General features: G+C 69.9%; 21 protein-coding genes and 2 pseudogenes. 6 read left to right on the top strand and 17 right to left on the bottom strand.

Annotated elements, in window-relative coordinates; all coding sequences use genetic code 11:
* Window positions 1-41 precede the first annotated feature (41 nt).
* On the top strand, window positions 42-668 hold the full coding sequence (locus ACIQFZ_RS37325) for a DUF1349 domain-containing protein (protein ID WP_365428952.1): 627 nt from the start codon (window positions 42-44) through the stop codon (window positions 666-668).
* A gap of 303 nt (window positions 669-971) precedes the next feature.
* Here the strand turns inward: ACIQFZ_RS37325 and ACIQFZ_RS37320 are convergent, their stop codons facing one another.
* From ACIQFZ_RS37320 to ACIQFZ_RS37290, 7 genes are all read right to left on the bottom strand, one after another.
* A complete protein-coding gene (locus ACIQFZ_RS37320; protein ID WP_402693329.1) occupies window positions 972-2,294 on the bottom strand; it encodes an amidohydrolase/deacetylase family metallohydrolase in 1,323 nt (440 codons plus the stop codon).
* Between the two features lie 30 nt (window positions 2,295-2,324).
* Entirely contained in the window at window positions 2,325-2,852 is a 528-nt protein-coding gene (locus ACIQFZ_RS37315) for a RidA family protein (protein WP_402693328.1), read from the bottom strand.
* 62 nt (window positions 2,853-2,914) lie between these two features.
* Window positions 2,915-4,510, bottom strand: a complete 1,596-nt coding sequence (locus ACIQFZ_RS37310; protein ID WP_402693327.1) for an aminotransferase class V-fold PLP-dependent enzyme — start codon at window positions 4,508-4,510, stop codon at window positions 2,915-2,917.
* A gap of 187 nt (window positions 4,511-4,697) precedes the next feature.
* Entirely contained in the window at window positions 4,698-5,759 is a 1,062-nt protein-coding gene (locus ACIQFZ_RS37305; protein WP_365428940.1) for a LysR family transcriptional regulator, read from the bottom strand.
* 610 nt (window positions 5,760-6,369) lie between these two features.
* On the bottom strand, window positions 6,370-6,723 hold the full coding sequence (locus ACIQFZ_RS37300; RefSeq protein WP_365428937.1) for a hypothetical protein: 354 nt from the start codon (window positions 6,721-6,723) through the stop codon (window positions 6,370-6,372).
* A complete protein-coding gene (locus ACIQFZ_RS37295) occupies window positions 6,713-7,507 on the bottom strand; it encodes an ABC transporter ATP-binding protein (RefSeq protein ID WP_383060337.1) in 795 nt (264 codons plus the stop codon). The genes ACIQFZ_RS37300 and ACIQFZ_RS37295 overlap by 11 nt, the downstream gene beginning before the upstream one ends.
* Window positions 7,504-7,797, bottom strand: a complete 294-nt coding sequence (locus ACIQFZ_RS37290; RefSeq protein ID WP_402693326.1) for an ABC transporter permease — start codon at window positions 7,795-7,797, stop codon at window positions 7,504-7,506. Before ACIQFZ_RS37290 ends, ACIQFZ_RS37295 begins: the two co-directional genes overlap by 4 nt.
* Window positions 7,798-7,913: 116 nt before the next feature.
* Here ACIQFZ_RS37290 and ACIQFZ_RS37285 point away from each other — a divergent pair, with 116 nt between their 5' ends.
* Window positions 7,914-8,096, top strand: a complete 183-nt coding sequence (locus ACIQFZ_RS37285) for a hypothetical protein (RefSeq protein ID WP_402693325.1) — start codon at window positions 7,914-7,916, stop codon at window positions 8,094-8,096.
* A 295-nt stretch (window positions 8,097-8,391) separates the two neighbouring features.
* Here ACIQFZ_RS37285 and ACIQFZ_RS37280 read toward each other — a convergent pair whose 3' ends face one another.
* Genes ACIQFZ_RS37280 through ACIQFZ_RS37260 form a run of 5 tightly spaced genes read right to left on the bottom strand, consistent with a single transcriptional unit; the run spans window position 8,392 to window position 11,903 of the window.
* Entirely contained in the window at window positions 8,392-8,802 is a 411-nt protein-coding gene (locus tag ACIQFZ_RS37280; RefSeq protein ID WP_402693324.1) for an ABC transporter permease, read from the bottom strand.
* A gap of 42 nt (window positions 8,803-8,844) precedes the next feature.
* Complete coding sequence (locus ACIQFZ_RS37275; protein WP_383060341.1) at window positions 8,845-9,213, bottom strand: hypothetical protein; 369 nt, start codon at window positions 9,211-9,213, stop codon at window positions 8,845-8,847.
* Entirely contained in the window at window positions 9,210-10,346 is a 1,137-nt protein-coding gene (locus ACIQFZ_RS37270) for an ABC transporter substrate-binding protein (RefSeq protein ID WP_402693323.1), read from the bottom strand. Before ACIQFZ_RS37270 ends, ACIQFZ_RS37275 begins: the two co-directional genes overlap by 4 nt.
* A 3-nt stretch (window positions 10,347-10,349) precedes the next feature.
* Window positions 10,350-11,318 (bottom strand): sugar kinase, encoded by a 969-nt coding sequence (locus ACIQFZ_RS37265; protein WP_383060344.1) that lies wholly within the window; start codon window positions 11,316-11,318, stop codon window positions 10,350-10,352.
* A 3-nt stretch (window positions 11,319-11,321) separates the two neighbouring features.
* The gene (locus ACIQFZ_RS37260; RefSeq protein ID WP_402693322.1) at window positions 11,322-11,903 is read right to left on the bottom strand and encodes an RraA family protein; all 582 of its coding nucleotides are present in this window, start codon (window positions 11,901-11,903) and stop codon (window positions 11,322-11,324) included.
* 1,324 nt (window positions 11,904-13,227) lie between these two features.
* On the opposite strand from ACIQFZ_RS37260, the gene ACIQFZ_RS37255 reads away from it, so the two are divergent.
* Window positions 13,228-14,211, top strand: a complete 984-nt coding sequence (locus tag ACIQFZ_RS37255) for a helix-turn-helix domain-containing protein (RefSeq protein ID WP_376654419.1) — start codon at window positions 13,228-13,230, stop codon at window positions 14,209-14,211.
* A gap of 298 nt (window positions 14,212-14,509) precedes the next feature.
* Here ACIQFZ_RS37255 and ACIQFZ_RS37250 read toward each other — a convergent pair whose 3' ends face one another.
* Window positions 14,510-14,710 carry a hypothetical protein gene (locus ACIQFZ_RS37250; RefSeq protein WP_365429462.1) on the bottom strand — a complete coding sequence of 67 codons (201 nt, stop codon included), beginning with the start codon at window positions 14,708-14,710 and terminating at the stop codon, window positions 14,510-14,512.
* A gap of 657 nt (window positions 14,711-15,367) precedes the next feature.
* On the opposite strand from ACIQFZ_RS37250, the gene ACIQFZ_RS37245 reads away from it, so the two are divergent.
* Window positions 15,368-15,628 carry a hypothetical protein gene (locus ACIQFZ_RS37245; protein ID WP_402693321.1) on the top strand — a complete coding sequence of 87 codons (261 nt, stop codon included), beginning with the start codon at window positions 15,368-15,370 and terminating at the stop codon, window positions 15,626-15,628.
* 4 nt (window positions 15,629-15,632) lie between these two features.
* On the opposite strand, the pseudogene ACIQFZ_RS37240 reads toward ACIQFZ_RS37245, so the two are convergent.
* From ACIQFZ_RS37240 to ACIQFZ_RS37230, 3 genes and pseudogenes are all read right to left on the bottom strand, one after another.
* Window positions 15,633-15,920, bottom strand: a pseudogene (locus ACIQFZ_RS37240) (IS5/IS1182 family transposase); the annotation flags it as partial.
* Window positions 15,921-16,055: 135 nt separating this feature from the next.
* Window positions 16,056-16,472: a hypothetical protein gene (locus ACIQFZ_RS37235; protein WP_365776220.1), complete on the bottom strand. Its 417-nt coding sequence runs from the start codon at window positions 16,470-16,472 to the stop codon at window positions 16,056-16,058.
* A 50-nt stretch (window positions 16,473-16,522) separates the two neighbouring features.
* Window positions 16,523-16,732 (bottom strand): annotated as a pseudogene (locus tag ACIQFZ_RS37230) (transposase); the annotation flags it as partial.
* A gap of 432 nt (window positions 16,733-17,164) precedes the next feature.
* Between ACIQFZ_RS37230 and ACIQFZ_RS37225 the strand changes: the two are divergent.
* On the top strand, window positions 17,165-18,478 hold the full coding sequence (locus ACIQFZ_RS37225) for a vanadium-dependent haloperoxidase (RefSeq protein ID WP_383061701.1): 1,314 nt from the start codon (window positions 17,165-17,167) through the stop codon (window positions 18,476-18,478).
* 656 nt (window positions 18,479-19,134) lie between these two features.
* On the opposite strand, the gene ACIQFZ_RS37220 is transcribed toward ACIQFZ_RS37225, so the two are convergent.
* Window positions 19,135-19,431 carry a hypothetical protein gene (locus ACIQFZ_RS37220; RefSeq protein ID WP_402693320.1) on the bottom strand — a complete coding sequence of 99 codons (297 nt, stop codon included), beginning with the start codon at window positions 19,429-19,431 and terminating at the stop codon, window positions 19,135-19,137.
* Between the two features lie 405 nt (window positions 19,432-19,836).
* On the opposite strand from ACIQFZ_RS37220, the gene ACIQFZ_RS37215 reads away from it, so the two are divergent.
* Window positions 19,837-20,367: a carbonic anhydrase gene (locus ACIQFZ_RS37215; protein ID WP_402693319.1), complete on the top strand. Its 531-nt coding sequence runs from the start codon at window positions 19,837-19,839 to the stop codon at window positions 20,365-20,367.
* Window positions 20,368-20,470 lie beyond the last annotated feature (103 nt).

Genomic DNA, 20,470 nt, shown 5'->3' with positions numbered 1-20,470 from the left:
CGTTGTGGCTTGCCAATGGTCAGCCCGCAGGAGGAAACGATATGACCATCACCCGTAACGTGCCCGGCCTGCCCTTCACCCTCTCGCCGTCGTCCGGCGAGGCGTGGACCACCGACGAGGCGACCGCCACGCTGACAGCCGCAGCGGCCGCTCACAGCGACATCTTCATCGACCCGGGAGCGGACTCTCAGCTCAACGCCGAGTCCATGCTCAACGCCGCGACCTTGCTCGGCGTCCCCCCGGAGGGTGACTTCCAGTTCAGCGCACGCGTCACCGTCAACTTCGAGTCCACCTTCGACGCCGGCGTACTGCTCTTGTGGATCGATGACCGCAACTGGGGCAAGCTCTGCTTCGAATTCTCTCCCGACCGCGAGCCCATGATCGTATCCGTGGTCGCCCGCGGCGTCGCGGATGACGCCAACGCCTTCGCTGTCGACGGCCGGACGGTGTGGCTGCGCGTCTCCCGAATCGATCACGCCTTCGCCTACCACGCATCCCTCGACGGCAAGACCTGGCGGATGATCCGCTTCTTCACCCTCGACGACACATCCACGCCCGCCTCCATCGGCTTCGAGGCACAATCGCCGACCGGTGACGGCTGTGTAGTCACCTTCGACGACATCCACTTCACCCGCGAGCGTCTGCACGAACTGCGCGATGGCTCGTGACTCAGGGCCCGTTGGCGGGCCCAATTAGTCGTGATTCCGCCGCAAGGAGTCTCGTCACGGTGTTACCAGACAGGCGTGCCAGGTATTTGCTCGCGCCGAGCAGGCAAGCGTCCTACGCTCGGCACATGACCAGGCCCCTCGTCGCCGTCCTCAGCGGAGCAGGCATCTCCACCGAGCCTTGCAGGCCGGGCCCAACACGGTTTTCGGCGGCCGCGTGCGCGCGAGGGGCGGGGTGCCGAGCGTTGCGCCCGGCTCCCCGCCCCGTCGTCCGTTCGCATCAGGACGTCAGTGCACGTCCCTACCTCAGTGATCGTCCGTCCTTCCCGCCATCCGGCTCGCGTCCGGTGTCCACTTCTGGGCGGCCTTGCCGTTCAGGTCCCACACCACCTTCCCGGCGCGGACCGTCAGTTCGGTGGACAGCTTCCGGTTGCCGTCGAGGCGGTAGCCGAAGCTGTCCACGAACCCGAACTTGCCCTTCTCAAGGGTGAACACCGCGAGGTCGGCCGGCGCGCCCACCGAGAGGTTGCCCAGGTCGGGCCGGTCGATCGCCTGAGCGGGCGCCCAGGTCGAGGCGTTGACGACGTCCTTCAGCGACATGCCCAGCGTCAGGAACTTCGACATGATGTTGGACTGGTCCTTCATGCCGGCGTTCATGCTGGTGATGTGCAGGTCGGTGGAGATCGTGTCGGGGGTGAAGCCCTCCTTCATCCCCGGGACGGCGACGTCCCACGCGAAGCTGCCGCCGCCGTGGCCCACGTCGAACAGCACGCCACGGTCACGGCCCTTCTGCATGCCCGGGTTGAGCTTGCCGTCCTGGCCCAGCTCGCCGCGCAGCCCGGAGTAGGCGTGGGAGTAGATGTCGCCGGGGCGGAGCTTCTCGGTGAGCAGCGTCTTCAGCGGGCGCTCCGGGCGGTTGGCGCCGAAGTCGACCATCACCGGAATGCCGGCCTCGTCGCCCGCCTTGACGGAGTTCTCTACGGCCGTCCACTCCGGGCCCTCGTAGTGCGCGGTCTTGATGCCGACGATCGCGTCCGGGTACTCCTTGGCCTTCGCCGCGGCCGGCCCCGGGTCCATGTCGTTGAGGTTCTGCTCGTACTTGCCGCCCGCCATGCCCTCGCCGACGATGTTGAGGAAGGCGAGCACGCGGGTCTGGGAGCGGTCGATGACGTTCTTCTTGAACAGGTCGAAGCTGCGCGCGCCCGATGAGCCGGCGTCCACCGCGGTGGTGACGCCGGAGCGGAAGGTGAAGCCGTCGGGTGCCACGCCGGACCAGCCGTTCTTGTAGGCGTCTTCCGGGCCGGGGAAGAGGTGGGCGTGCAGGTCGATGAGGCCTGGGGTGACGTACTTCCCGGACGCGTCGACGGTCTTCTTCGCGGCCGAGGCGTCGATCCGGTCCGCAATCTTGGCGATCTTCCCGTTCTTGACGGCGACGTCGCGTACGGCGTCGAGGTGGTTCTTCGGGTCGATGACATGGCCGCGCTGGACCACCAGGTCGTATGCCTCGGCGGCGTCCGTGCCGGAGGCGGCGGGTGCGCTGCCCGGGGCGAAGGCGCCGATGGTGGCGCCCAGGGCCAGGGTGAGGGTCGCCGGCAGGATCCCCCGGCGGATTCGGTCTCTGGCGTGCATCCGGACTCCAATCTCAGATGACGGCGGCTCTCAGATGACGGCGATGCAGTCGATCTCGACGAGCGAGTTGCCGGGGATGCCCGCGGCGGCGGCGGCGATGGTGGTGGTGGTGGTGGTGGTGGTGGTGGTGGTGGTGGTGGTGGTGCGCACGCCGGGCTCGCGACCGAAGCGGCCGCGGAAGACCTCGTTCATGCCGTCGTAGTCGTCCAGCGAGTTGAGGTAGACGTTGACCTTCAGCACCTTGTCCATGGAGGAGCCGACGGACTCCAGGTAGCGCTGCACCTCGCTGAGGACATGGTCGGTGTGGGCGCGGATGTCGCCCTCGAAGTGCGCCCCGATGCCGGAGATGAAGACCATGCCTGCGTACGTGACGATCGGGCTGAACAGCGGGTTCTCCGGCGGTTTGCCGCCGCCCGGGTAGTGGACCTCCTTGTGGGGCCGGCGGCTGCGCCGGTTGTCGTCGGCCGCCGCGGTGCCGGCGCCCGCCACGGCCGGGACCGCGGCGATGGCGGCCACGGCTGGGGCCTTGCGGATGAAGTCCCGTCGGTTCGAGGACACGGCTCCTCCAGTGCTGGTGCGGGCGTGAGGCATTGTTCAGTGCATGACATGCAGGAATGCCGTCAGGACTTCCGGGTGGCGGTCCAGGACGCCCCGAGGTACTCGGCCATGCTGAGCTCGCCGCTGATGCGGTCGCCGTCGAGCGTGCCGGTGAAGGTGAAGTCGAGTGAATCGCCGTGCTCCTCGCCGTAGAAGCTGCGGACGGTCACCTCTGCGCCGCTGACGGTGCCGGTCGCCGGCCGGCTGACGAAATCGCCGCTGTGGGTGCCGGTGAGCTTCGCGCCGTCCTGACTCAGCTTCAGTTGGTGCGTGGTGGATTTGCCGGCCGCGTACGTGATCTCCAGCGCCCAGGTGCCGCTCGCGTCGACGGTGGGCGGCTTGGGCGGCTCGGGCGCCGGCGGCGGGTTCTTGAGCAGCTTGACGACCTCGTCGGCGATGGTCTTGGCGTCGCCGGGCTCCAGCATGTACGGGGTGATGGACACGCCGGACTGCGCCGGGTCGCTGCTGCTTGCGGCGTTGATGGCGATGCGCGGCTCGCCGTTCCACAGGGTGTCCACGATGGTCCGGCCCTTGACTCCGAGTTTCTCGGCGTTCCACAGGATGGTCAGCGTCGGGGTCCGGTTGGAGAGCCCCTCCGGCTGCAGGATCTTCGTGCTCACGCCATCCACCACCGAGACCCGGCGGGCGATGTTCTTCAGCCACGAGGTCCACGTCGCGTACTCGGCGTCGTGGTCGCGCTGCACCCACATCTCCACGGCGGCGAGCATCCCCATCGCCTCCTCCTTGCCCACCTTGAACCCGCGGGCCCAGCCGTGGTGTGGCGCGCTGTGCACCCAGGCGGCCCGCACCAGGTCCTCGCGGCCCAGTAGCATCCCGGCCGACTGCGGCCCGCGCAAGCACTTGCCGCCGCTGTACGCCACGAGGTCGGCGCCCCGCTCCAGATGGACGTTCGGGATGGTGAGGATCTCCGCAGCGGCGTCGACCAGCACCGGCACGTCCGCGGCGTGGGCGATCTCGGCGACCGTCTTGGTGTCGAGCTCACTCTGGTCGACGCGGGGCATGGCCATGGTGTAGACGAGTGCGGTCTGCGGGCCGAGGGCCGCCTTGAGCTCCTCGCGGGTCTCCACCTCGACGACCTTGAGCCCCGTGGCGCTGATGGCCGCCTCGTACACGTTCCGGGAGTGCTTCGGGATGATCGCCTCGGTCTTCTGAAAGCCGGTCAGGTCCGGTAGCAGTACGTGGAGGTCGGCGTTGCCGCCCGCCACGCAGGCGGCGCTCGCGTGCCCCAGCGCTGCGGAGCATCCGGAACTGACCATCCCGAACTCGGACATGGTCAGCTCCCCGAGCCGTTTGCCGATGGCGTCTGCGAGTTCGTCCAGCTGGACGTACTGCCGTGCCGCCTTGTCGATCGCGTCGCGTACCTCGGGCAGCATCAGCGAGCCGCTGAGGACGGTGAACGTGCCGCGTCCGTTGATCAGCGGGCGTACGCCGATCGCCTCATAGCCGGTCTTCGCACCCTTCCCGGCCGCGCGGGCGGCTGTGTCGCCGTTCGCCGCCGCCACCGCCTCGCCGCCCAGAAGCGGCCCGAGGGTCAGCGCGCCTCCGACGGCTGCACCGCGCCCGAGTATCGCCCGTCGTGATATTCGTTCAGTCCGCAATCCGCCCACCCCAGCCGATTCGTAGTTGTTGGTGCGTCACACGGTAGGGCGAGCAAGGGCGGGCGTTAAGCGCATGGTTCGTATGGCGGTATTCGGAATTCGGATGGCAGCAGGTCGTTCGAGACCCGGGGCATTGCGGGAAACGCGGGCACTTCCCGTGGGCGGTGATTGCGGCGACGTCGCGGCCCTAAAGGAGTGCCTTCCGGACAGCCGTATTCGCACCTCGAATGTCTCCTGGTACGCCGAACGGTTCAGGCGCCGGTGCCGGTGCCGGTGCTGTCGGAACGTCACCCGGCCGTTGCGGCTGCCTCTCCGCTGCGGGCAGCCTCGTGGTTCCCACCGGGATATCCGACACCTCGATCTCGTGGAGGAGCGTGCGAGCCGGCGGTGTCAGTGGGCTGGTCGTGCTCCAGTGCACCGCGACGCGGCGGCCGCAGGGGACGTCGAGGCGGCGGGCCACCACCCCGTCCGTGTCGGCGGTGGCGACCGCCAGAAAATTGATCACACCGATGCCGAGGCCGCTACGGACCAGGGAGATGAGGGTCTGCGGCTGGTTCGTGGCCTGGACGGCGTTCGGTTCCAGGCCGCGCTCGCGGAAGGCGCGGTAGGTCTCAAAGCCCATCGCCTCCGACGAGCCGAGCCGGCCGATGGTGATGACCGGGTACGCGGCGACCTCGGCCACCGGCAGCGGCTCCGGCAGGTCGGCCAGCGGGTGGTCCGGGCGGTGCACGACGATCAGCCCCTCCCGCCACAGCGGCCGGCACTCCACCGACGGGCCGGCCGGCGGCGCCATGGGCCGCAGGCAGATGTCCACCTCGCCCGCGGCCAGCGCCCCGTCGAGCTCCAGCGTGGAGCGCTCCACCAGAATCACCTTGATCGCGGGACGGGTCCTTGCCATCCGCTCCAGCAACTGCGGCACGAACGCCACACTGGCGCTGGGATAGCTGCCGAGCGTCACCACCCCGCGGGCCGCGCCGCGATAGCCGGCCATGGCGGCCTCCGCGCCGGCCAACTGCCGCAGGATCGCACGGGCGTGCTCGGCAAGCACCACACCCGCATCAGTAAGCGACACGGGCCGGCGGTCCCGGTCGAACAGCGGGACACCCGCCTCCCGTTCCAAGGCGGCCACGTGCATGCTCACGCGGGGCTGGGAGCGGTGGATGACCTCCGCCGCGGCGCTGAAGCTTCCGGTGTCGACGACGGCGAGGAACGATACGAGCCATTCGAGGCGCAGATCGGTACGGAGCATGCCTCCCCTCTACCGCCGGGGTCTGGCGGCGGACAATCCCGGTCCTGGTTTCGGATGGGGGCCGATCCGCATTCCGAATAGCCGCGGGGTCCAGGGCTGTCGGCATGCTCACCGCCCTTGCCGACACGGGCGGCCGGGCCCGTGGCCGCGCCCGTGCCCGTGTGCCTGCCCCTGCCCCCGCCCGTGATGGTGCCCGCGCCTGCGGCGGCGCCGGCTGACGGCGGCCGGATCGGCCCGGCCGGTGGTCGACGACCAGACCATCTGGGCTGAGCAGCCGGGCGACCAACCAGGCGTCCGGCACGCTGTCCAGATAGGTGGTGGCGTGCATGCCCCGGTCCTCAAGCCGCTCGTGGTCAGCCTTGAGTTCGGCGGCCTTCCCGGGGCCTCCGAGATATTGGTGACCAGCGCCCCCCCGTGATGCCGGGCTGCCGCCAGCGGGTCGCAGGGCATCCACTGGCGCAGCTTGGGCGTGTTGGGGCCCTCGCGGATCTCGTCGGGCTGGCGCGGCCGCGGCAAGGGGTCCCTCCCCGAGGCTGCGGCGGCTGCCGCGGAGGAGCCGGCCTTGAGGGAGGTACGGCGTGAACGGGCGGGTGGCTGTGCGTCGTTCGGGTCAGAACCTTTGCTTGGGCGCCTCGATGTGCTCGATCCAGTACTCGCGGGCCAGTGCGTCCACCCCCGCCGGCGCGACGCCCCGCAGGTGCACGACATGGCCGTCGGTGCCCGCGATGCGGCCGTGCATCTGCAGCCGCAGGATGTGGTAGCGCTCCGGTGCGAAGCCGAGCTCCACGTCGACCGGGAAGCGTCCGCGGGCGTCGCGGGTCGCGCCGACGCCGGGGCCGACCTTGCCCTCGGCCTGGACGCTCAGCCAGATCTGGTAGGCGAGCACGATGGTGATCACCACGGCTATCTTGCGGAGCGTCGGGCTCTTCGCGGCCCGGCGCAGCAGCGGCGTCCTAGGCGGCACCGGGCTCACCCCCCGCGTCCTCGTGCTCTGCCAGCAGGTCGTTGACCCGGTTCGCGGTGCGGCGGAACTCCGGGAGCTGCGCCGTCTCCTGCCAGCGGCGCGGCCTGGGCAGCGTCACGTCCACGATCTCCCGTACCCGGCTGGGCCGCCGGGACAGCACGACGATCCGGTCGGAGAGGAACACCGCCTCGTCGACGTCGTGGGTGACGAAGAAGACCGTCGGGCGGCGGGTTTCGAAGATGCCCGTCAGGTCCTCCTGCAGCTTGCGGCGGGTCTGCGCGTCGATGCTGGCGAACGGCTCGTCCATGAGCATCACGGCCGGCTCGTTGGCCAGCACCCGGGCCACGCCGAGCCGCTGCTGCATGCCGCCGGACAGCTCGTGCGGGTACCGGTGCGCGAAGCCGTCGAGACCGACGAGTTCGAGGAACTCCTGTGCCTTGGCGTTGCGTTCGGCGCGTGGAACGCCGCGCATGCGCAGCCCGAAGGCCACGTTGCCCAGCACCGTCTTCCACGGGAACAGCGCGTGGCTCTGGAACACCACCCCGCGGTCCGGTCCCGGCCCGTTGACGGGGCGGCCGTCGACGACGACCGTGCCGCCGGACTGCCGTACGAAGCCGGCGACGATGTTGAGCACGGTGGTCTTGCCGCAGCCGCTGGGGCCCAGGACGGAGACGAACTCGCCCTCCTTCACCGTGAAGGAGACCTCGTCGATGGCCGTGACCTCCTCACCGCTGTAGGTGTCGGTGTAGGCCTTGTGCAGTCGGTTGATCTCCAGCGCGGTCATCCGTCCGCCTCCATGGTGCGCACCATCCCCCAGCGTTCGACGGTCGCCCGTTCGAACGGGGCCAGAATCAGGGCGTCGAGCGCGTACCAGAGCGTGCCGAGGACCACCATGCCCAGGAACACCTGGCTGATGTCGCCGACCCGGCGGGCGTCGAACATCATGAAGCCGACGCCGCTCGTGCCGACGATGATCTCGGCGGCCACCAGCGCCCGCCAGCCGTAGCCGAGCCCGGTGCGGATGCCGCCGGCCACCGACGGCAGCGCCCCGGGCACGATCACCTCCAGGAACACCCGCCAGCGGCCGGCGCCCAGGCTGCGCGCTGCCCGGAGGAGTTCGCGCGGCGCGCGGCACCTGCTCGACCCCGGCGACGACGCGGAGCATCAGCGGGAAGACGATCGTGTAGACGATGACGAACGTCACCGTGGTGAGGCTGAAGCCGAACCAGACGATGACGATCGGCAGCCATGCGATGTCCGCGATGGCCTGGAAGAACAGCAGGATCGGCCAGAAGATGCGGCGTGCCACGCGGATCATCGCCACGGCGAAGCCCAGCGGGAGTCCGATGAGCAGGCCGAAGCCGACGCCGTAGCACAGCCGGGTGAGCGAGTCCGAGAGGTAGCCGGGCAGGATGCCCTTCTCCAGCAGCTCGCCCAGCTTGTCCACCACGGTGGGCGGGCCGACGAAGAAGGACTGGGGGAACACCTCGAGTGCGGCCAGCAGCCACCACAGGGCGACGACCGGTACGAAGGGTCCCAGCGTGCGGAAGGTGCCGCTGCGCAGGCATCGGCGCCACACCCGCCACGCCAGGCCCCGGCCGGCTCCCGGCCGGGGCCGGGAGGATCCGTGCGCCGTGCGCTTCTCCCTTGTTGGGGAGGCGGTCGAAGTCATGAGCCATGCGCTCCCGTCATCCCCCAGCGCTCGATCGTGCGCCGCTCCAGCGGCGCCAGCAGCAGCCGGTCCATCAGCAGCCACAGCACGCCGATGATCACCATCGAGGCGATGATCACGTCGGTCTGGAAGTACTTCTGTGCCTGGAACAGGGCGTAGCCGAGGCCTGCGTTGCTCGCGATGATCTCGGCTGCCACCAGGCCGCGCCAGCCGTAGCCCAGGCCGATGCGCAGGCCGGTGACGATGCTGGGCAGGGCGCCCGGAAGGAGGACCTCCCAGAACATGCGCAGCCGGCCCGTGCCCATGCTGCGGGCGGCCCGCAGCAGTTGCGGGGGGATCTGCCGGACGCCGAGCATCGCGTTGTAGGTCAGGGCGAAGAACATCGCGTTCCACACGATGAAGATCACGGCCCGGTCGCCGTAGCCGAACCACAGCGTCGCGATCGGGATTCAGGCGATGCCGGCGAGCGCCACCGAGAACCGCAGCAGCGGCGAGAAGAACGCGGACAGTGCGCGGCTGGCGCCCAGCGCGATGCCGAACGGCAGCGCGGTGACCAGTGCCAGTGCCATCCCGATCCCCATCCGCCGTAGGCTGGCGCCCAGATGACGGAAGAGGTCCCCGCTCGACCACAGGTCGTGCAGCGCTCCGAGTACGTCGCCGACCTGTGGGAAGACCCGCATCGGCACCCCCGACGCCGACACTGCGACGGCCCACACCGCCACGAGCCCCACCAGCGGGGCGAAGAACCACAGCGCGCCCGCGGCGGTGGCGCGGGGACCGCGCCGACGCGAAAGCCGCCTCACGGTCGGTGCCGTCACGACGGGCACGCCTTTTCGGCCGCCGTACGGTCGAAGGTGTAGCCGTCCTTGATCTTCGCGGTCGCCGGCATCTCGGGGAGGTCCCGGAAGAGCTTCGCGTCGTCGGCCATCACCTTGAGGATCGGGCCGGGCCGGAAGTGCTCGTTGACGTCGAAGCCGGCCTTGACGCCCCCCTGGGCGGCCAGCAGCCGGGCGAGGGTGTCGAGGGCGAGGTAGTTGCAGGCGGAGAAGCGCGGGTCGAGTTGCTTGACGTTGTGTTTCATCGCCTCGAGGGCCACGGCCTTCTTGATGCCGGGCAGCCACCGGGTCGCGGCGTCGGCGGCCTTGTCCGGGTTCTCGCGCATCCACTGGTCCGTGGTCGCCCGCGCGGTGAGGAAGCGCTGGACGACGTCGGGGTGCTCTTCGGCGTACTTGGCGGTGGTGACGATGTAGCCGACGAACGGGATGTACTCACCGCCGCGCAGCACCTCCTTCGCGCCGTCCACCTGCTGCGTGATGGTGATCGGGAACGGGTCCCAGACGATGGCGACGTCGATGCCGCCGGTCTTGAGCGCCACCGCCATGTCCGGCGGCTCGGTGTTCACGATCTTGACGTCGCTCGTCTTCAGCCCGGCCTTCTCCAGCAGCCCGAGCAGGTACAGGTGGTTGATGGAGCCCTCGGAGACGCCGATGCGCTTGCCCCGCAGCGTCTTGAGGTCCTTGCCGTCGATGCCGGAGTTGCCGCTCGCCACCACGGCCACGGTGTCGTCGATGCTGCGCCGGCTGGCGGAGCCGGTGTAGTTGCCCACCAGCGCCAGGTCGATGCCCTTCTGGGTGGCGGCGATGGCCGGGGTGCCGACCTGGACGAAGTCCACCTGGCCGGCCTGCAGCGCGTTGAGCGCGTCCACGCCGGTCGGGTACGGGTCGGCGAGCTTCACGTTGAGGTTCTGGTCCTCGAAATAGCCGGCCTCGACCCCGGCCGGCAGGCCGATCTGGTCGATGGCCGAGACGTATCCCGCGGAAACCTTGGTCGGCGCTTTCGCACCGTCGCCTGCGACGTCGTCGTCGACGGTGGATCCGCCGGAACACCCCGCGAGTATCAGCGCGATGCCCGAGCAAGCCGCCACCGCGAGGTGGCGTTTCGAGCGCAACATGACTCATCTCCCGATCGGTCTGGACGGTCGGACGGGTGGGTGGCCGCCGGCGAGCACGGCCTCGACGGTGCGACGGTGAGGGATGGGGGTGACCGCGCCGGGGCCGGTCGTGGTGAGCGCCGCCGCCACCGCCGCGTAGCGGGCGGCCTCGGGCGCCGGTGTGCCGTCCAGCAGCCGGGCCGCGAAGGCGCCGTCGAAGGTGTCGCCGGCCCCGGTGGGATCGACCTGCCGCACCGGGTGCGGGTCGATGCGGGTGACCGTGCCCTGGTGGGCCAGCAGTGCGCCCCGCGCGCCCATTTTCAGCACCACCGTGGTCGGGCCCCGCCGCACGAAGGCGTCGAGCACCGCATGGGGCTCGTCCTCCCCGGTGAGGGCTCGGCCCTCCTCGAGGTTCGGCAGCGCGATGTCGCACAGTTCGACGCCGCGCATGATCACGGCGCGGGCGCGCTCGGCCGGCCAGAGGGCGGGCCGGAGGTTCGGGTCGTAGCTGACCAGCGTCCCGGCCCGGCGGGCCAGCTCCATGGCGTGGAAGCCCGCGTCGCAGGCCGACGGGCTGATCGCCTGGGTGATGCCGGTGAGGTGGACGAGGCGGGCCTGGCTGACGGCGTCGGCCGGGATGTCCCGCGGGGCGAGCCGGCTGGCGCAGGAGTGGGCGCGGTAGTAAGTGAACCTGCTCTCCGACTGCGTACGGGAGATGAAGTAGATGCCGGTCTGCCCGCCGGCCTCCCGCACGACGTGGTCGGTGCCGATCCCCTCCCGCTCCCACAGCCGCAGGAACGCCGCGCCGAAGTCGTCGTCGCCGATCCGGGTGACGTAGCCGGTACGGGCGCCCGACCGGGCCGCGGCCACGGCGAAGTTGGAGGTGTCGCCGCCGTAGCCGACGGTGAAGGCGTCGTCGCCCTGGACCGGCCGGGCGCCGTCGATCCGGGCGTTGAACTCGAGGAGCGGCTCACCCACCGCGAGGATGTCCACGGCTCATATCCGGCCGTGCTTCTGGAGGCCGCCACGCAGCGAACCCGACTCGAGTATCAGCGCGGTCTGCTCCCGCTCCCGCTGCTCGATCTCCAGCGCCGCCTCGAGCACAGCGGCGACGCTCTGTGCGGGCACGCACACCACCCCGTCGGCGTCGGCGACGATGAGATCGCCGGGGCGTACGGCCACGCCGCCCATCTCCACCGGCTCGTTGAGGGACACCGTGCGATAGCGGCCCACCGTGGTCGCGGGCACGCTGCCGCGGGCGTAGATGGGGAAGTCCGGGTAGTCGCGGCGGATCTCCTCGACGTCGCGGACGCCGCCGTCGAGCACCGCGCCGGCGATCCGGTTGGCTACGGCCCCGGCCGACATCAGCCCGCCCCACACGGCGACGTCGGCGCCGCCGGCGGCGATGCAGACGATGCTGCCCGGCTCCGACTCGTCGATGGCCCGCAACGCGTGGGCCGGCGGGGCCGGATCGGGCGACGGCACCTCGAGCACCGTCGTCGCCGGGCCGACGAGCCGGCCCGCGCCGGGGAGCATCTGCCGGATGCTGCCGGACAGGTAGCCGCGGCAGCCGCTCATTTCCACGGCGTCGGCCACCGAGGCGGTGGCCGACGGAACGGAATGCGGTGATGGTATCGGCGGAAAGCGTCGTGGTCATGGCGTGTGGGCTCCGTTCTCTGCAAAGCGTTCTCTGCAAGGCGCCACATTCGGAGGCGAATTTCCGTCAAGGCGCGGCCGGCCTGGTGACGCGGCTAGAGAAACCGTAGGAGCGGATTGTCGGAGCGGTTAAGGCTGGAGCTCGAATGCGGGTATTGGGGATGGAGTTCCGGCTGAAGCGGGCCCTGCGGGGGCTCCGGGACCTGGTCGACGTCCTCTTCCTTGACGTGCCTGCCTGGGCTGGCGGGAAGATCGTGGGTTTCGCCCTGACCGCCACCCGCAAGGCGCTCATCCCGGCGCCCCATCCAACGACAGTTGGTCCGGTGTTACCGAGGCCCTGAAGACCATCAGCCACTTCACCACGCCCGGCGGCCCCGACGAGGAGCTGGACGTGACCGGAATCGTGCGGAGCATCGTGCCGCGCGACAGCGAGGTCCGCCAGATCCATCAGGACCGAAGCGACCGGCTCAAGGAGGGCTTCGGCGACCTGGTCTTGCCGACCGCGGTGAACAACTACGCCGTGCGCGAGGTGTGCCGGACCACCTGGCACCCGGCCCCCGGCACCGGGGACTTCGTGCCTGCTGGAGGACAGCTCCGTGCCGGCCTTCGAGACCCTCCTCCGCTTCACCGCCAGCCTTCACCACCCCACCCCCCAGCGGCGTCGGCGCTTCCGCCGCGTCGCCAGCGAAGCCCTCATCCCCGACCCCGCGCGTTTCGTCCCCGCCTGCGCATCAAGGCCGGCGCCCGGCCTGCGACAAGAGCGGTGACGCCGGCACTCGACGACGGCCCGTCGGCCTTGTCCACCTCGCTGGCGCCAGCAGCGCGCGGCCGACGCGACGCCCCTACGGCCGGGCATGAACCTCGAGGCCGCCGAACAGCCGCGTGGCAGGTTTCCGGCCCCAGCGGACGTGGTGAGGGCCGAGCGCACGGTCGGTCAGCTGATGCCGCAGCGCCGCCCCGTGCGGGACTACGGGCCCCTGGCAGAGTCATTCCGCCTGTTCCACGGGGCCACGGGTCCCTTCCGGCCAGTAAGCGTTACGGCATGTCCACGCCACGCTTCGTACCGTAGTATCCGTTCGACGATTTGACGGGGTGCGCCGGTGGACGGGCTGTTGTCCGAGCCAACGGCCGGGGTACGGGGGATGGGGCGATCGCACCGTAGCCGTCGTCGGGGGTGTACCTGCGCGCTCGCTGCCGGACCACAGCGGGAAGGGACCCCGCTCGGCGGTCTGGGCCGCTCGTCCCCGTGAAGGGGGATGACAGGGTGCTGGTGACGGAGTTCCGGACGCTGGATCTGCCGGCGGCCGAGAGGTTCGCGTCCTGGTACGACATGACAGCCAGCGCACTGATACCCAGCGTGGTCCGCAGTGACCATGAGGAGGACTTCCGGGCGAGCGCGCGGATGCTGGACCTGGGGGGCGTTCAAGTGTCGGCGCTGGCCTACCCGTCGCTGGAGACACGTCGGACGGCGAGGATGATCCGGCGCTCCGATCCCGAATCCATACAGCTGATGCTGACCCTGCGCGGAGGCCATCGGATCCTCCAAGGAAGCCGGGACACCACCAGCGGCTCCCGTGAGGTGCTGCTCTTCGACACCTCGCGCCCCTGGCACGGCTGGGCAAGCGCGGGCCCTGACGCGGTGAAGGGGGTGTTGGTGCAATTCCCCCGGGCACTGCTGCCGCTTCCGGCGAACAAAGTCGAACGGCTCACCGGGATGCGCCTGTGCGGGCGCGAAGGGGTGGGCGCCCTGCTGACCGCCTACCTCACGCAGCTCAGCGCGGGCGCCGCCTCCTACACCACGGCGGACGGCCCCCGACTGGCCACCCTCACCGTCGACGTTCTCACTGCCTTCCTGGCGCACCACCTGGACACAGGCGCGCTGGTACCGCCCCACACCTACCGGGGGGCCCTGCTGCTGAAGGTGCGGGCCTTCATCCAGCAGAACCTGGCCGACCCTGAGCTGTCCCCGGCCACGATCGCGGCGGCCCACAACATCTCCCTGCGCTCCCTGCACCGGCTCTTCGGCCAGGACGGCGCCACCGTCGCCGGATGGATCCGCCTCCGACGGCTGGAGCGCTGCCGCCGCGACCTGACCGACCCCCTCCTGCGCTCCCGCCCGGTCCGCGCCATCGCCGCCCGCTGGGGATTCACCGACCCCGCACACTTCAGCCGAACCTTCCGCGCCGCCTACGGAACCAGTCCCCAGGAATACCGCCGGCAGTACCAGTAGTGCCTTCGCGCCCCTGGCACGCCTGGCGCCAGGTGGGCACCATGAGCGGCCACCGGATCCTCCACCTCCGCTTCGACCTCCCGGCCGGCCACAACGCCGACCTGTCCGCCCCTGGCACGCGTTGTGAACAAACCGGCGCCGAGGAGCAATGCTCAAGAAATCGTGGATCGGTCCTCGGGGCAGGACCGAATCCATCGTGAGCCAAGGCTCTGATCGCACCAGTGGTCCTTACTCCGGGACGGCACACGACCGCGCCACAAGCCCGGCCATGGGACCGACCGCAGGTCCGGGCGCCGGTTCACTGCTGCTCCTGCCAGGTACGGACCTGGTGGCGCAACTCGGCCCGTGCAGCCGGCCTGCATCCCGGTCCGCCCCAGTAGCGATGCCACAGCAGCCGGACGGACAGCCACTGCAGCCTGCAGCGCAGCACGGTGGTCCGGGCCGGGTGGGGCGCGGCCAAGGCCTCGTAGGTGCGGTGCCAGTCGGCTTGGAGCTGCATCAGGTCTGGGGGAAGGCCGCATGCCCCATGCCCACTATTAGGTCACATGTTCAATTTTTACGGCAAACCTGGATGGACAGCTTCACCCCCCTGGTGACCGGCTGCCTGCGCCATCGAGTTGAGCGTGTGCCACCAATACTTGAGGTGCCCGCCGTAAGCAGACCCTTACAGCAGCAGCCCGGCCCGGCTCGCATCAATGGTCCCGCTGTGACGAGCGCGCCACCGGGTGCCATAGCACGGATGCGATGCGTGCCGGCCACCGACAGGCAGGAAAGACACATCTGCTCCCCTTCGGGGACAAAATGCCCCGGCGGTTACAGCCTGGTCTGCGGGTGATGGTGACCCGCAACGAGGTTCGCCTGTATGAGGTTGGCCCGGCATGCGCAATGACCTGGTTAAGCGGGACAAGTCCGTATCCGGTGCCGATCCGGCGGCCGCCTGCTGCCTAGAGAGCGACCGACGCGGGACCACGCGTGAGCGGACCGTCCCTGGTGCCAGTCATTGCAGCGGGCCCAAGAGGGCTGCCGTCAGCCGGCGAATCGATCTGCCCGCCGCGCCAGAAAGCCACACCCCGTAGAGAGCGAAGCACGCAGGCCACTCCAGGCGCGGGGACGGCGCGACCGTGAAAAGGAAGCACGCACAGAACGGAGCAAGATCATGCATACCTTCACCGCAGCAGCCGATCGAGCGTGGGAGCATGCCCCGGCGGATGACTTCCTGCTGGCGCCGCCCCATCCAGCAGACCCCATCACCTGCCGCGTCCATCCGCGCGACCTGCGCCGCCTGGACCTGTACGCGGCGCTGACCGTGGCTGGGACCGCCCCCTTCCCAGGAGACCGGGAGGCGATCGAAGCGCTCAGCGCATTGCCCGACAGCGTGCACGAAGCCCTGCACCGCTGGCTCAGCTCCGGCAGATGACGCGCTGAACACCGGCACGGCGTGTCTGTCGGCAGCGGCGTTGCGCCAGGATGCGCTGGACAGCGAGCAGGCGCTGCAGGTGGATGAGTGTGGCCACCAGCCGGTCGACGAAGACCGACTGGCGCCGGGCACCGGCTCCTGCGGCTCGCTTTCTCGTCCCGCCTCGCGCTGAGTGGCGACGCCCTTCAACCGCCGCCTGCCACGACTGAGCCAACTCCTCCACCAGCGAGGCCAGATGACACCTGGAGATCCCCGTGAACAGCCGATACGCAAGGACCGCCCTATTGACCATGATCGCCACAGCCGGATCATGCCACCCACCAGCGGCACACCCTCACCCACTATCACGCACCAACTCGTAAGAAGTCGTTGCATTTGGCGTGTGAATGGGTTCGGGGTCCTGGCAAACGGAGCGTGGGCCGTGCCGTCAGTCGGTCACGCAGGAGCGGAATCGGCGGAGTAGTTGAAGGGCGGCGGGACTGTCCGGGTCGAAGGTGTCTCCCTGGTGTTCGACGGCGAGGTCGGGGCCCCAGATGCGGGCAGCGTGGCAGCGGAAGCAGAAGGCGATTTCAAAGAGCAGGCCGGTGGAGCTGTGGGCCCGGATGCCCCAACCAGGCAGGAAGCAGCGGTGGAGTTCACTACTTGGCAGATCCGCGATCAATGCCAGCACCTGGTGGGCTTGGTCTCCCTCCCAAAGAGCGACATCGTCACCGGCCAGATCCTGCGAAGTGAGGTGCCGTGCGGGATCGGTGATCCGGACCACCTCGATGAGCTCGGCCTTCGAATGAGTAGGAGGCAGCAGCATGCTCCCAGGGTGACTGACCGCGACGATGTTGAACAGCAACGACCAGGCGGCAGGCCCCGGAGGTCATAGCGGCGGGGAGGCGCGGCGCTTCATGCGGCAAGGCGGCGGTAGCAGATGAGCGCGGCGGCGACGCACGCGAAGGCGAGGAGGTGTTCGAGCTTACGTTCGTAGCGGCGGTGAAGTCTGCGGTATCCACCAAGCCAGCTCACGGTCCGCTCAACGGTCCAGCGGTGTCGGCCGAGCCTGGTGGACGACTCGATCCCCCGGCGGGCGATGCGGGGCGCGATGTTCCGGGAGCGAAGCCAGCGTGCTTTTCCTCAACCGTCCCCACCGCCCCGCCCGTCACACTGTTTCCGCAGATCACAGCGCTCGGGAGCGAATCAAAAAAGAATGCGGGAAACGGGGGCCCGCGAGGAGCGGGCACCTTAGCGCATGCCGGCCGGTGGTGCCCCAGGGACACCGGATCGGCGTGCAGCCGCAGTCTCGGCCACGGAGGCTGACCCCGACGGACCGTCACGACGCGGGCGGGTACGCGTTCCGCATCAGCTGACCATGACACCCGGACGAAGTCACCGTGCGGGGCGGTCCCGGGCCGCCCGGTTGGCGCCCGGTTTCCGCCCCGACGGCGTCAGCACCAAGGAACCACATATGCGTAACCATCAGAACCTATAGTCGTTATATCTTTTATGCGTACTTTCGCTTCGGGCAGACCGGCTGCCGTAGGCGCCGTCATGTCACTCCTCCTTCTCCTCGTCACGGTCCTGACCGGACCCCCAGCCACCGCCGGCAGCCAAGCGCCGCCCGCGGCGGACCCCGCCGCGATCCGTGACTGGAACACGATCGCCACCGACACCATCGGCACCAACCTCGGCGCCACCCACCCCTCGGGCCAGGTGGCCATCTGGCACGGGTTCGTCTCGGCTGCCGTCTACAACGCCGTGGTGGGCATCCGGGGCGACTACGCCCCCTACAAGTGGCAGGCGCGCGGCCCCTCCACCGCGTCACCCGAGGCGGCCGCCGTGGCTGCGGCCCACCGCGTGCTGGTCACCTACTTCCCCGCCTCCCACGCCCCGCTCGACGCCGCCTACGCCCAATCCCTCGCCAAAATCCCCGAGGGCAGCCCCAAGACGCAGGGCGTGGCCTTCGGGGAGCGGGCCGCCGAGCACCTCATCAACCTGCGCGAAGGCGACGGCCGGAACGCACCGGTGCAGTTCACCGCCCTGCCCGCGCCGGGCGTCTGGCGGCCCACCCCACCCGGCCACCAGCCCTTCATCGACCCCTGGCTCGGCACACTGCGCCCGATGCTGCTCACCTCCCCGGCCCAGTTCCGTCCCGCGGCCCCGCCCGCGTTGCCCTCGGCCCGCTATGCCCGGGACGTGAACGAGGTAAGGACCATGGGAGCGAAGACCGGGTCGCCCCGCACCGCGTTCCAGACCGAGACCGCCCTGTTCTTCGGGGGCAATCTGACGGTGCAGATCCAGGCGGCGGTCGGAGACTACACGGCTCGGCACCACCTGGGCATCGCTGAGACGGCACGGCTGTTCGCCGCGGCGAACACTTCGGCCACCGACGCCGTCGTCGCCTCCTGGAACGCCAAACTCCACTACGGACGCTGGCGGCCGATCACTGCCATCCAGTTGGCCGACACCGACGGCAACCCCGCGACCACGGCCGACCCGCAGTGGCAGCCACTGCTCCCCACTCCACCGCACCCCGACTACATCAGCGGCCATGCCGCGGTCGCCGGCGCCGTGACCCAGACGCTGAGCGGACTCCTCGGCACCACACGCCTCGACCTCACCCTCTTCTCCGAGGCCACCGGCACCACACGTCACTACCAATACGCCGACCGGCTCAACGAGGACATGATCAACGCCCGCGTCTGGGCCGGAATCCACTCCCGCTCCGCGGACGTGGCCGGGTGCCAGACCGGCAGCCGCATCGGCGTCTGGGCGGTCACCCACTACTTCCGGCCGCTGCGTTCATCGCACGCCCAGACCTCACCGACCACACGGCCCACGTGCCCACTGACCGGCACGCGCTGACGCCCTGACACCCTCACGGCCAGGACCGTCGGCGAGTACGCGCCGAGGCGTGCACCCGCCGACGGTCCCGCTCCTCCTGCCATGCACCCCCGGGTCGTGCACGGCACCCGGAACACCCGCCACGCCGTGAAGCCCGTCGCGATGAACGACCCCGCGCCATCGGCTGAAAAGCGACAGAAAATGCGGCATCGAAGCCGGAGCGTGGGGGAATTCTCGAGGTGCGCTGCGACCTGCCGCAGCGCACTGAGGAAGGCCTCCCTACGCAGGAAGCCATCGGCCACGGCCGGCTCAACCATCGCGGCCAGACCCGGGGCCTCCCGGCTCCTGCCGAGTGGCTGGATGGTGCGGACAGCTCGGTAGACGGTGAGGACCGCATCGACAGCCTGCCAGGAGTCCATCCCTACGCCGGCCGCAAACAGTTCCGCCGCATCCGGCAGCCCGGCCGGGTCAGCTGGTGGACCTCATGGCCGCGCTGCCGCAGTCCGTGGGCAAGGCCCGGGCGGCGCGCGGCGAGACGGCGTCCAAGGTGCCGGCCAAGCCCGCGAAGAAGGCGCCCTCGCGGAGAGCCTCCTCGAGGACCGCCGAGCGCGCGGGCGGTCGGCAAGGTACGTCAGCGCGCTGCCCTGCCGTGGTCGGGCTCATGGCCGGGGCTACGGTCAGGGCATGTCGCCGGAGTGGTAGAAACGGCACGCGATGCCGGGACCGGGCGTGCGCGGTTCGCCGGGGCGCGGGTCGTACAGGGCGCGGCCGCCCGGGAACTGCCCGAGCTCGGTGGACAGGGCCACACCGTCGTCGACTTCCTCCGGCCGCCGGCCCGTGATGTCCAGCAACAGGCCGTCCAGCGGACCGCCCACGAGCGTGGCGTACGTCCGGTGCGGAAGCGGACCGGGGTTGGGGTCGTCGTGATCGTGGCCGTAGACCCGGCCGCGCAGCAACTGCTCATCGCCATTCATCCGACCAGCCTTCCAGCCACCACCGACAACACGGGTTTACCCAAGACAACCTTGGGCTTGCCCGCGCCGCCGGCGGAAGGCTTGCCCGGGGCAGGCGCGAAAGCGGGAGAGCCAGCCGCCGGCCTGCTGTTCGGCTCGTCGATGCCTCGACTTTGCGGCGAATCGCGACCATCAGTCGTTATCGACTCATCACGCAGCGCGCAAGTCGGGGTATTCAGGTACGAATCGCACCTCGGCGCCGACTCGCCGTGTCGGATCACGTAAGGCGTTGACCTGCATGATCACGATATGCCGCAAAGCCGAATGGCCTGGGAGGCAGCAGCGGTCCAGGATTGGCGGCAACTGGAGGTCCCCGTCGGCGTCACCGGGGATCCAGGCGCAGAGCAAGAAGGGGTTACCGTCACAGTGATCAACACGGACGAGCTGGCCAAGCGGAACGCCGGGTTCGCCGACGGCGGATCATTCGCCAACCTCAGGCTCATGCCCAGTGGCAGTCTGACGGTCATCGGATGCGTCGATCCTCGTGTCGACCCGTCCGACGTTCTCGGACTCAAGCTCGGCGAGGCAGCGGTGATCCGCAACGTCGGAGGGCGGGTCACGCCCGCGACATTCCGGACGCTGGGGATGCTCTCGAAGGTCGTGCAGGCCCGCACGGGTGGCCCTGGCCCGGGCGACAACCACTATGCGGTCCTGCACCACACCGACTGCGGGATCACGGACCTGGCCGCGTTCCCCGAGCTGCTGGCCGATTACTTCGAAGTTCCGGCCGGAGACCTGGACGCCAAAGCCGTCACCGACCCGATCGCCGCCGTCCGCGTCGACGTCGAAATCCTCAAGCAGAAGCTTCGGGCCAGAGTCTTCGTCTCAGGGCTCGTGTACGACGTGGCCACCGGGCTCATCGACGTCGTCGTCCCGCCCGCGCGAGTGGAAGCATGACACCGCGCGGCGCCTGCGGCCGGTCCGGCCGGCGCGACCCCCGCGGGCCTGCGGCTTGTACCGGGATCTGCTTCCCTGACCGGTCGTAACGGCGGGGGGCGCT

This window comes from Streptomyces sp. NPDC093064, from assembly GCF_044754605.1.
GTDB lineage: Bacteria > Actinomycetota > Actinomycetes > Streptomycetales > Streptomycetaceae > Streptomyces.
The sequence above is the reverse complement of the archived record's forward strand: the minus strand, read 5'-3'. Positions and strand labels throughout refer to the sequence as shown.

Excerpts from the sequence above, each read along its gene's own strand:
- ACIQFZ_RS37250 (WP_365429462.1), bottom strand. The coding sequence starts at position 14,710 with ATGCAGCTCCAAGCCGACTGGCACCGCACCTACGAGGCCTTGGCCGCG.
- ACIQFZ_RS37295 (WP_383060337.1), bottom strand. The coding sequence starts at position 7,507 with ATGACCGCGCTGGAGATCAACCGACTGCACAAGGCCTACACCGACACC.
- ACIQFZ_RS37245 (WP_402693321.1), top strand. The coding sequence starts at position 15,368 with ATGCATACCTTCACCGCAGCAGCCGATCGAGCGTGGGAGCATGCCCCG.
- ACIQFZ_RS37270 (WP_402693323.1), bottom strand. The coding sequence starts at position 10,346 with ATGTTGCGCTCGAAACGCCACCTCGCGGTGGCGGCTTGCTCGGGCATC.
- ACIQFZ_RS37325 (WP_365428952.1), top strand. The coding sequence starts at position 42 with ATGACCATCACCCGTAACGTGCCCGGCCTGCCCTTCACCCTCTCGCCG.
- ACIQFZ_RS37285 (WP_402693325.1), top strand. The coding sequence starts at position 7,914 with ATGACGAACGTCACCGTGGTGAGGCTGAAGCCGAACCAGACGATGACG.
- ACIQFZ_RS37320 (WP_402693329.1), bottom strand. The coding sequence starts at position 2,294 with ATGCACGCCAGAGACCGAATCCGCCGGGGGATCCTGCCGGCGACCCTC.
- ACIQFZ_RS37220 (WP_402693320.1), bottom strand. The coding sequence starts at position 19,431 with ATGAATGGCGATGAGCAGTTGCTGCGCGGCCGGGTCTACGGCCACGAT.
- ACIQFZ_RS37260 (WP_402693322.1), bottom strand. The coding sequence starts at position 11,903 with ATGAGCGGCTGCCGCGGCTACCTGTCCGGCAGCATCCGGCAGATGCTC.
- ACIQFZ_RS37225 (WP_383061701.1), top strand. The coding sequence starts at position 17,165 with ATGTCACTCCTCCTTCTCCTCGTCACGGTCCTGACCGGACCCCCAGCC.
- ACIQFZ_RS37305 (WP_365428940.1), bottom strand. The coding sequence starts at position 5,759 with ATGCTCCGTACCGATCTGCGCCTCGAATGGCTCGTATCGTTCCTCGCC.